Genomic DNA, 9,146 nt, shown 5'->3' on the forward strand with positions numbered 1-9,146 from the left:
TATGCACAGGGATGTTCTCTTGATTCCGTTTTTTTCTCTCTTTAGACTGAGCGGATTCACTGCGACTCGCTTTAATCACATTCAGGGAACTATCATCAATTTCTTCATCCTCAGTCTAGTCCTTAGCTTGAAATCAGAAGGATTTTAATTTTTATCCCCATTATATAAGTTACGATTCAAGCCTGCGGCTGTGGTAAGTCTTGGCGATTTTTTTTGGCCAAAACCCTTGACAAAATCGGAGACTTGCCCTATACTTCTTGTATGATGGGAATCCGTGCCTGCCTGCAAACCCTTCATTTTTAGGCTAGATACCCTGCTCTGAATCAGAGACGATAATAACCTGTTGATCATGATAGGGCTTTTTCATTTCGCTCATTTTCCCTTCCCTTTGTTTGTCTGTTAGTCACTGCATTACTGTCCTAGCAAAGTCAGAACATTGATAAAGCGCAAATTTACCGACAATATTGCTAATTTAATCGACATTCTCCTGGATGGGATCTCCCGGCGGTGGATGTCGCTTGAGAAGTATGTCAGCTTGGCGAATGTCAATTACCCTCTCTCGATTTAAGTCTAAAGCTGCAATCGTGGCTTTTCCCACTGCCGTCAAGCTAATAATTACTCTACCGTCTGCCGACCAAATAAAATGGTCTTGCCAACGCTCCCTTCTCGGATTAAACAGAGGTATGTCCTCCCCTAAAGCTAAGTCTTTGATAGAGACCAGATTTCCCTTGCGACGGTTGCAGTGAAAGCAAGCCAAGGCCAAATTATCCAAGCTGTCATCTCCTCCTTGAGTTAAGGGAATGACGTGGTCTATCGTAAAGGCAACATACTGCCATTTTTCTAAGGCATGGCAATACTCGCATAAATAATTGGCGCGGACGCGAATTTCTGATTGGATAACTGAGGAAAACTTTTTAGACATCAAGAGGGGTTTTTGCTGAGATTCCGCAAGGTACGATTGACAAAGCTGAGGTAGTCGTCAATTTCTTCGTAGGCATCGAGTTCTTGCTTTTGTGCGGGGGTAATTGCTGATTCTTTCTCTAGTTGCAGTAATTCTTCAATCCGAGTCTGAACGGCAGTGGAAGCTCGAAATATAGCAACTCCATCTTCTAATTCTAGGCAGACGGCTCCCTCTCTGGCTAGGGCAGAGGGCAAATGATTGAGTTTAGGGATTGCTTGGGGGGTCATTTAGTTACCAGTTATCAGTTATCGATGACTACCGCAGTTCAGTCGGTAGCTTGAAATCAAAAGGATTTTAATTTTTATCCCCATTATATAAGTTACGATTCAAGCCTGCGGCTGTGGTAAGTCTTGGCGATTTTTTTTGGCCAAAACCCTTGACAAAATCGGAGACTTGCCCTATACTTCTTGTATAATGGGAATCCGTGCCTGCCTGCGAACCCTTCATTTTTAGGCTAGATACCCTCAATGCTAGGATAATTGCCCATGTCAGGACAAGCAAGCAATAAACCGCTTTTTTCTCAACACTATCTTGAGCATCGGCTGCCGGATTCTGGGGAATGGCAAGAGGATGTATCCGTGGCATTTTCCCGCTTAGAGAGTCTTTATCAACAAAAAAAGGCGATTTTGCCGACTCTTAACGAAGCGCAAACGGAAGCAGAATTAATACAACCGATTCTAGAAATTCTCGGTTTTAGTTATATACCGCAGGTAAGCAGTAGGGGAAAAGGAAGGTCAGAAAGGCCAGATTATGCCCTATTTGCCACAGAAAATGACCGTTATCAAGCCTATGCTCTCCAGAATAATGAAAGAGCCTTTTATAGTCAAGTTTTAGCGATCGCTGAGGCCAAATACTGGCAACGTTCTCTTAGTGACGTTTCTAAGAATGATCAGCGAGATATCTGGAAAAATAGTAATCCTTCCTTTCAGATCACCAATTATCTCACGGGGACGGGAGTAGATTGGGGTATTCTCACCAATGGTCGAGAATGGCGCTTATATTATCGTCAAGCGTCCTCCACAGCCACGGAATTTTATCTAGTGGACTTGATGGAACTATTAGAAGGGGGAGACCGGCAAAAATTTCCGTATTTCTGGTTATTTTTCCGTCAAGAGGCTTTTATTAAGGATATTCACGGTCAGAATTTCCTTGAACGGGTGCGGGAGGAGAGTACCACCTATGCCACCAGAGTGGGTAACGAGTTAAAAGAGTTAGTCTTCGATCGCATTTTTCCCGATATTTCTCAAGGTTTTGTATCATTAAATACAGACATACAGCCAGATTTATTGTACGAAGCGAGTTTATCCCTGCTGTATAAATTATTATTTCTGCTCTACGCAGAAGCGCGGGACTTGCTGCCGGTGAGGGGAGACTATCGCGATTACAGCTTATTGCAAAAGACGCGAGAAATTGCCGTTAAAATCGATCGTCAGCAGGTCTTTAGTGGCACCTCGACGGGAATATACGATGCTCTCCTCAGTTTATTTCGCATTGTCGATCGAGGGGATGCTAATTTAGCCGTACCTCGTTACAACGGGGGTTTATTTGACATGGAAGAAGGCCGGGTGAATTGTTTTCTCGGTCAATATAAGTTATCCGATGCGGTTTTAGCGCCCATTTTAGACAAGTTAGCACGTTTTGAGGGACAGCCGATCGACTATAGTTTTTTAGGTGTGCGACAGTTAGGATCAATTTACGAGGGATTACTGGAATATCGCATCGTGATTGAGGGGGAATCGGTGCATCTGGAAAATGATCGGGGAGAAAGAAAAGCCACCGGTTCCTATTACACTCCCGATTACATTGTTAAATATATTGTCAGCCATACCCTCAAACCAATTTTAGAGCAAAGAGCGCGACAGTTCGGGGATGTGATGACAGAAATCGCCACCCGAAGACAAGAAAGCAGCGATAGACGTTTAGGAAATCTCAGTCAGCAGGGATTAGAAAAAGAGCTACAACGCTTAGAAAAAAAAGCGATCACCACCTTACTTGATCTTAAACTCTGTGACCCCGCCATGGGAAGCGGACATTTTTTAGTAGAAGCAGTGGACTATCTCACCGATGAGTTAATCCAGATTCTCAATCTTTATCCCGAAGATAATCCCGTTTTAACCATGTTGGAAACCACCCGACAAAACATTATCGACAATCTCCGACAACAGGGAATTATTCTCGATTCTCCCACCCTTGAACCCACGCAATTATTACAGAGAGTGGTGATGAAGCGCTGTATTTATGGGGTGGATATCAATCCGATGGCCGTAGAATTGGCCAAAGTTAGTCTCTGGTTACATTCTTTCACAGTGGGCGCACCTTTGAGTTTTTTGGATCATCATTTACGTTGTGGGAACTCTCTGATCGGAACTACCGCCAAGGACGCAGAAGCCGCTATGATCGAGGAAGAAAGTGGTCAATTAACTCTTTTAACTGGCCCTTTTGTTGGGTTACTTCGGGCAGCAGAAATTATGCGGGGAATTAGTACCCTCAGCGATGCGACTTTTGCTGAAGTGGAAACAAGTGAACAGTTATTCCGTGATTTTGATAGTCAAGCTAAACCCTACAAGCGTTTATTAGATGTTTTCCTTTCTCGCTTTTTTGGGGTTAAAACTGCTATCGAGTTTCTGCAGCGCTACGGTGGTAATATATCGGCAATTAATTGGGATAAGTTACCCCGATCAGATCAAGGAATTTTAGACCAAGCAGCTAGTTTATATAAAAGTAAGCGTTTTTTTCATTGGGATCTGGAATTTCCTGAAGTTTTTATCGATCTTGATTCCGCTTCTTGGAAAGATAACCCCGGTTTTGATGCAGTAATCGGTAATCCTCCTTGGGGTTGTACTCTTAGTAAAGAAGAAAAGAAATTCTTGCAAAATTATTTTAAAATTAATAGCTTAAATAACCTTGATTCTTATGCACTATTTACTCAAGCATCAATGATTAGAACTAATCAAAATGGTAGATGTGGTCATATTATCCCTGATACTTTACTTCGCAAAGAAGATTTAAGAGAATTGCGAAAACATTTAATTTTTGAAAGTACAATTGAAGAATTAATTGAAACCGGACCAGTATTTAAAGAGGTCAGAGATACATGGTGTTTAATTTTAATAGTCACACATCAACAACCATCTAAATATCACCGTATTCAACATAAAAAAATTAGTAGATTTATCGTCTCGGTGGAAGAAAGATTAGAAAAATTTGGTCTTCAAGAATGGTCGCAGAATACCAAATCGGCACAATTACAATGGGCAAGAAAACAGGATCATATTATCGGTTATAATGCCTCTAGATGTGAACAAAGTATTATTCAAAAAATAGAAAATAACTCAGAGACATTAAGAAATAGCTCTTTGAAATTTATAATCTCTAGAGGAGAAGAAGGAAGTAAACAAAAATTAACCCCTGATCCAAAGGGTAATTTCATGATAGTCATTCCAGAAGATATTAATCGGTATGAAATTAATGACGGGGTATTAATTAAATCTAGTGAATTAACCCCTATTAAGATGCAAAAATTTTATTCATGTCCCAAAATATGGTGTATTCGCATTCAAAAGCTACGCTGGAAACAGAGAATAGTTTGTAGTTTTGATCCTAGAGATAACTCTGCGGGTATGAAAACGCTTCAAATTATTATTTCATACTCTAACCAAAAAGATAACTTGCTTTTCGCATCTACCTTATTAAGCTCTAAATTACTTAATTTTTGGTGTGAAGACTATTTAGTTGATGACATGAATAAAAGCTATTTAGAAAAAATACCGATCCGAAAAATATCTTTTAGCACTAATAGCGATCGCCGTCAACAGTGTTTAGAGAAACTTATCAAAAGTTATCAAGCAAAGCAAGAGATATTAAAAGAAATCGAGGAACATATTAGGAGAGAGGAAACCGATATAGTCCATGATATTCTGGCCTACTTAGCAGAACAGATGATCGAGATAAATCGGGAAAAACAAAAAGAAATCAAAAGCTTTTTGAGATATTTAGAGAGAATAATCGGCAGTGCGATCGATAATTTAACCAACAAATCAAAAATCCAAAACTATCTCGGTGACTACCAAAAAAGCGAACCTCATCTTAGCTGCGATCAACTGTGGGAGATACTGAAAAAGAACAAAAAGAAAATTAGCGTTAACTTGTTAGATCGTCAAATACAGGAAACCCTAGAAAAAGAATATCAAACCAGTCTCGATAAACTTTTGCCCCTAAAACAACAATTAAGCACCACCGATGAATTGATCGATCTAATTGTTTATAAACTCTATGGATTAAGCGAGGAAGAAATTAAAATTATTGAAGGGAGAGAGTGAAAAAAGAATCAGCTGCCCGCGTATTTAAATTATACTAAATCTGGTTATTAAAGACTGATTATTTATTCCCCTTTTTGCATGAGTGCATGAGTAGAAAACGGGTTTCTCGGAGAAACCCGTTTTCTGTGCGTTACTCACGGATTTAGTATTATACTAAATCCAGTTATTAAAAACTGATTATCTATTCCCTCTTTTGCCTTTTGCCTCTTGCATGAGTGCCTGTCCTCATAAGTAGCCTATGCTCAACGGATTTAGTATTACTTGTTGAGATGAGAGCTAGCGCTTTTCACGTTACTGAGGTATCGACAAGTTTTGCCAACAAAGGGTTTAAGCTCCTTGCCCATACCTCATTCTGATGAAAACTGCTATATTTATGTTGATAATCATTCAGCTAAGGGGCGGAAAAAAGCAGAAGAACATTGACCTTTTCTATTAGAAGACATCAAAAGTTTAATCGATCATGAAACCACATTACCTGTTAATTCCCCTCGGTTTTATCGCCTTAGCTGCCCTTGCCATCGGGGTCTATCAAGCTTCCAGCGCTCCCCTACCCGCGGGATTTCCGACCCCGACCCCGAACGGACGGATCGAGGTGAAGAACTATCCCGCCTATCGGGCCGCCACTTACCGTTATCGGGGTCAATTGTCCGAGGCGGCCAACCGGTCGTTTTATCCCCTGTACCAACACATCAGTTCTAACGAGATCTCGATGACCGCACCCGTCGAAACCCGCTACCCCGCAGACGCTGGAGCGACATCGGGAGAGGCCGAAGTTTCCTTTCTCTACCGTGACACCGACACTTACCCGAAAGAGGTGGCCGATAATATTCGGATCGAGGATGTACCACCCATGACGGTGGTGAGTCTGGGATTGCAGGGTAGCTACGATTTTGACAGCTATCGAGAGGGATTAACCAAGCTGAACGAATGGCTGGCCGAACATCCGCACTACCTGGTGATCGGTTCCCCCCGTCGCTTTTTCTATGACGGTCCCTACGTTCCCGATCCCCTGAAACGGAGCGAGATACAGATCCCCGTCGAGGTGGTATCCCCGAACCGTTGAACTTAGGGCCAATCCTGACTCGTATCGCAGAGGAAATGGTCGGCCATGATGTCCTCGAAGGTGAAAGGACAGTGAGAGGGAAAAGTCCGTATCGGTAAATCCGTCTCGCGTAAAGCCAAATCGACTCCGGCCTCGAAAGCATCGGATAAAGCCGTCGGTATCTGGGATTTTAAACTAGGATTGCCCTCTAGATGCCGTCTGATCCCTCGTCTCTGTTCTCTAATTGTCAAAAACCAACTACGAGAACGTTTATCTGGCTGATATTCCCATTTGAGAAGATGTCCTACCAAAACGGTTAGACGACTCACCAGTTCTCGATATTCTTGTTTACCCAAGGAAATGATTTCCTCCCGTAAGTTTTGCCAGTCCAGAGCTTCTACCTGTCGGTTGGCTAGAGCTTTCGCTTGTAGCTCTGTCCACCCATAGAAGTCGGATTCATACAGGTAATTCGCTTGATCTTTCATATTGGAACTTTACCTATAATGTCGGCTGGAAGGAACCCTCGGTTTTACCTCGGAGATGAAAGGTTCCGCCAGTATAGAACAACGAAGCACGATATTAATCAATGGGTTGCAATCCCGTAATCTCTAACAACTTCGGTGAGAGTATGATTCTTTGATTTTGCCTAAGCATCTAGCCTTTTCCATTCTTGATCAGATAAACGAACTGCAAGGATTTTGTCTCTTGCCGTTGTAGCCAATCTAGCACCACAATTATCATAACGGGAAAGGTAATCAATCTTTGTGTCCTTTGTGTCTTTGTGGTTCCTTCCACTCGCTCGCCAGCAAGGTACGAGATTTAGGATGAGAACTTCCCATGGCGCACCTCCCACAAAATAAACGGATTTTTATCTTGTTAGATCGCCAAATACAGGAAACCTTAGAAAAAGAATATCAAACCAGTCTAGATAAACTTTTACCCCTAAAACAACAATTAAGAGCCACCGATGAATTGATCGATCTAATTGTTTATAAACTCTAGGGATTAAGCGAGGAAGAAATTAAAATTATTGAAGGGAGAGAGTAAAAAAAAGAATAAGCTTTTAAGCATTTAATTGCCTCAATTATTGATTATTTATTGAGAGAATGTAGGATTACAAATAGATGAAATTTCAAGAGTTTGCCAAGGGACTAGGTGGGAAGTATTGGGATATAAGGGTTTCAAGGTTTTTACAAACCTGTAACTGATTTTTTGACCCTGGCAAACGTTTGAAATTTCATTGTAGTATGCTGACTTTGCCTGATTCTCAATAAAGTAGAGTTATTCTCATTTAGAGTATTCTTTTTCGAGAGCGTTATATCTGGCTTCCCAGAGCCGATCACGAATAGCAAAATCCTTTTCAGCTTCTTGGCGAGTGTAAAGAGTTTTAAGGTTGTCGTTAGTTTCTTTGATTTCTTCTTTGATTATTTTTTGACCGACTTCGAGGTTTTCTAGTTTTTGGCCTAATCCTACGATGATGGTGATCACTGCGATTACGGTTACTAAAAGGGTGCTGATTGCTTGCACTTGATCCTCCCATTTAAAAGATTTCTTGACCAGCTTTTTTTTTTAAGCATTTCCCGTGCCTTTTTGCTGTTTTGGTACTTTTGATTGTCTTAGGGGTGTGGACAGGGTATCAGTGCCAAAATTTTGCCATGGCAAAATTTTGGCATTGGGAGTAAAAAAGACTCCCTGATTTCGCTTTGTGGATCGGGCTAAAATTGATTTAGTTTTTGGAGATATTTGGTGAATAAGCCTGTGATTGACTGGAAAAACCCGCAGGAAAAGATTAGTCGCTATTTTTCGACTGCTGAGGTGACTAAAAACGATTTACGGCGAATTCCTGCTAGTGGAAGTGAGATCGAGCGCAATATTTTAAGCCTGGCGATCGAGCTTGATAAGATTCGTGAGGAGTGGGGGTCTGGGATTGTCGTTACTTCTTGGTATCGCCCAATCGCGGTAAATAGGGCTGCAGGTGGCGCAAATAACTCTCAACACATTTTTGGGCGTGCTGCTGATATTAAGCCTGCTAACGGCGATTTGTTGCGGTTTCAGGGGTGGCTCGACCAAGGCTGGTTTGGTGCGTTAGGCTACGGCGCACAAAAGGGTTTTGTTCACCTTGATACTCGAAACCGTAAGGGTTGGAAGTCAGGTGGGCAAAAAGGTCCACGATGGAATTACTAAAATGGGCAAAAATCTATTAACTACTCAGGTCTTTTGGGGTGTGATCTTTACTTTATTTTTGGCTGCTTCTCCTAAGCTTGAGGAGCTAGTGGGACTTAAACAAATTTCAAGCCCAAATAAAGCCTAAACTGGCTTTGTAAGCGGCAAACACATCCAGATTCTCGGTCAGCCACTCAAAGAAACGGAAAGACATCGCTGTCCGAAAAGCTTCCAAGGCTTCCACAAAAGTGTTTAAAGGTCGATTCGCCCACCGCCTTTGCAATCCCCCAGTTAACTTATGCCACAGGATAAATGTATAGGCACAAAACACCAAGATAAAATGACGAAGTAAGCTTCGTTTATCCCTGACTTGGTATTCCCTTAACCCTAACCATCCTTTGGCTTCTCGGTAGAATACTTCCACCCAATTTCTTTCGGTGTAAGTCTTGACTATCCACGAAGCTGTTACTGTATCTGCCTCAACTACATTGGTGATGAAATAGTCCACCTCTGTGGCTTTTTCCATTGAACTTGCATTCATGACGATAGCCAAGTTCCTTTCTCCTTCTAGTTGAGATATTTTCGCTCTGAATACCGCTACCCAAACCGTTTTTTCTTGATCTAGATTTAGGGTGATTTTCTCCCAATCCTTTTCTGATAG

Annotated in this window: 8 protein-coding genes and 2 pseudogenes; 5 read left to right on the forward strand and 5 right to left on the reverse strand. The window is 41.7% G+C overall.

Annotation, left to right across the window (positions count from 1 at the left end; translation table 11 throughout):
• Nucleotides 1-472: 472 nt before the first annotated feature.
• Together H6G48_RS08305 and H6G48_RS08310 are read right to left on the reverse strand one after the other, a co-directional pair.
• Nucleotides 473-922: an HNH endonuclease gene (locus H6G48_RS08305; protein WP_190720900.1), complete on the reverse strand. Its 450-nt coding sequence runs from the start codon at nucleotides 920-922 to the stop codon at nucleotides 473-475.
• Nucleotides 922-1,188: a hypothetical protein gene (locus H6G48_RS08310; RefSeq protein WP_002773197.1), complete on the reverse strand. Its 267-nt coding sequence runs from the start codon at nucleotides 1,186-1,188 to the stop codon at nucleotides 922-924. Before H6G48_RS08310 ends, H6G48_RS08305 begins: the two co-directional genes overlap by 1 nt.
• Before the next feature lie 258 nt (nucleotides 1,189-1,446).
• Between H6G48_RS08310 and H6G48_RS08315 the strand changes: the two genes are divergently transcribed.
• The 3 genes and pseudogenes from H6G48_RS08315 (at nucleotide 1,447) to H6G48_RS08320 (ending at nucleotide 6,343) form a co-directional block, all read left to right on the forward strand.
• Nucleotides 1,447-5,280 (forward strand): Eco57I restriction-modification methylase domain-containing protein, encoded by a 3,834-nt coding sequence (locus tag H6G48_RS08315; RefSeq protein ID WP_190720902.1) that lies wholly within the window; start codon nucleotides 1,447-1,449, stop codon nucleotides 5,278-5,280.
• Between the two features lie 369 nt (nucleotides 5,281-5,649).
• Nucleotides 5,650-5,787, forward strand: a pseudogene (locus H6G48_RS27425) (ISAzo13-like element ISMae28 family transposase); the annotation flags it as partial.
• A complete protein-coding gene (locus H6G48_RS08320; RefSeq protein ID WP_190720904.1) occupies nucleotides 5,741-6,343 on the forward strand; it encodes a heme-binding protein in 603 nt (200 codons plus the stop codon). The pseudogene H6G48_RS27425 and the gene H6G48_RS08320, both read left to right, overlap by 47 nt.
• 2 nt (nucleotides 6,344-6,345) lie before the next feature.
• On the opposite strand, the gene H6G48_RS08325 is transcribed toward H6G48_RS08320, so the two are convergent.
• Nucleotides 6,346-6,807: a DUF29 domain-containing protein gene (locus tag H6G48_RS08325; RefSeq protein WP_190720908.1), complete on the reverse strand. Its 462-nt coding sequence runs from the start codon at nucleotides 6,805-6,807 to the stop codon at nucleotides 6,346-6,348.
• 352 nt (nucleotides 6,808-7,159) lie between these two features.
• On the opposite strand from H6G48_RS08325, the gene H6G48_RS08330 reads away from it, so the two are divergent.
• Entirely contained in the window at nucleotides 7,160-7,324 is a 165-nt protein-coding gene (locus H6G48_RS08330; RefSeq protein WP_190720909.1) for a hypothetical protein, read from the forward strand.
• Nucleotides 7,325-7,609: 285 nt separating this feature from the next.
• Here H6G48_RS08330 and H6G48_RS08335 read toward each other — a convergent pair whose 3' ends face one another.
• Complete coding sequence (locus H6G48_RS08335) at nucleotides 7,610-7,849, reverse strand: hypothetical protein (RefSeq protein WP_190720911.1); 240 nt, start codon at nucleotides 7,847-7,849, stop codon at nucleotides 7,610-7,612.
• Between the two features lie 219 nt (nucleotides 7,850-8,068).
• Between H6G48_RS08335 and H6G48_RS08340 the strand changes: the two genes are divergently transcribed.
• Nucleotides 8,069-8,506: a D-Ala-D-Ala carboxypeptidase family metallohydrolase gene (locus H6G48_RS08340; RefSeq protein WP_190720913.1), complete on the forward strand. Its 438-nt coding sequence runs from the start codon at nucleotides 8,069-8,071 to the stop codon at nucleotides 8,504-8,506.
• A 106-nt stretch (nucleotides 8,507-8,612) separates the two neighbouring features.
• On the opposite strand, the pseudogene H6G48_RS08345 reads toward H6G48_RS08340, so the two are convergent.
• Nucleotides 8,613-9,146: pseudogene (locus tag H6G48_RS08345) on the reverse strand (IS701 family transposase); the annotation flags it as partial.

Source organism: Microcystis flos-aquae FACHB-1344 (assembly GCF_014698375.1).
GTDB classification, from domain to species: Bacteria; Cyanobacteriota; Cyanobacteriia; order Cyanobacteriales; family Microcystaceae; genus Microcystis; species Microcystis aeruginosa.

Bases quoted from the DNA above. Each gene is read 5' to 3' on its own strand.
- H6G48_RS08305 (WP_190720900.1), bottom strand. From the start codon at position 922: ATGTCTAAAAAGTTTTCCTCAGTTATCCAATCAGAAATTCGCGTCCGC.
- H6G48_RS08310 (WP_002773197.1), bottom strand. From the start codon at position 1,188: ATGACCCCCCAAGCAATCCCTAAACTCAATCATTTGCCCTCTGCCCTA.
- H6G48_RS08315 (WP_190720902.1), top strand. From the start codon at position 1,447: ATGTCAGGACAAGCAAGCAATAAACCGCTTTTTTCTCAACACTATCTT.
- H6G48_RS08320 (WP_190720904.1), top strand. From the start codon at position 5,741: ATGAAACCACATTACCTGTTAATTCCCCTCGGTTTTATCGCCTTAGCT.
- H6G48_RS08325 (WP_190720908.1), bottom strand. From the start codon at position 6,807: ATGAAAGATCAAGCGAATTACCTGTATGAATCCGACTTCTATGGGTGG.
- H6G48_RS08330 (WP_190720909.1), top strand. From the start codon at position 7,160: ATGGCGCACCTCCCACAAAATAAACGGATTTTTATCTTGTTAGATCGC.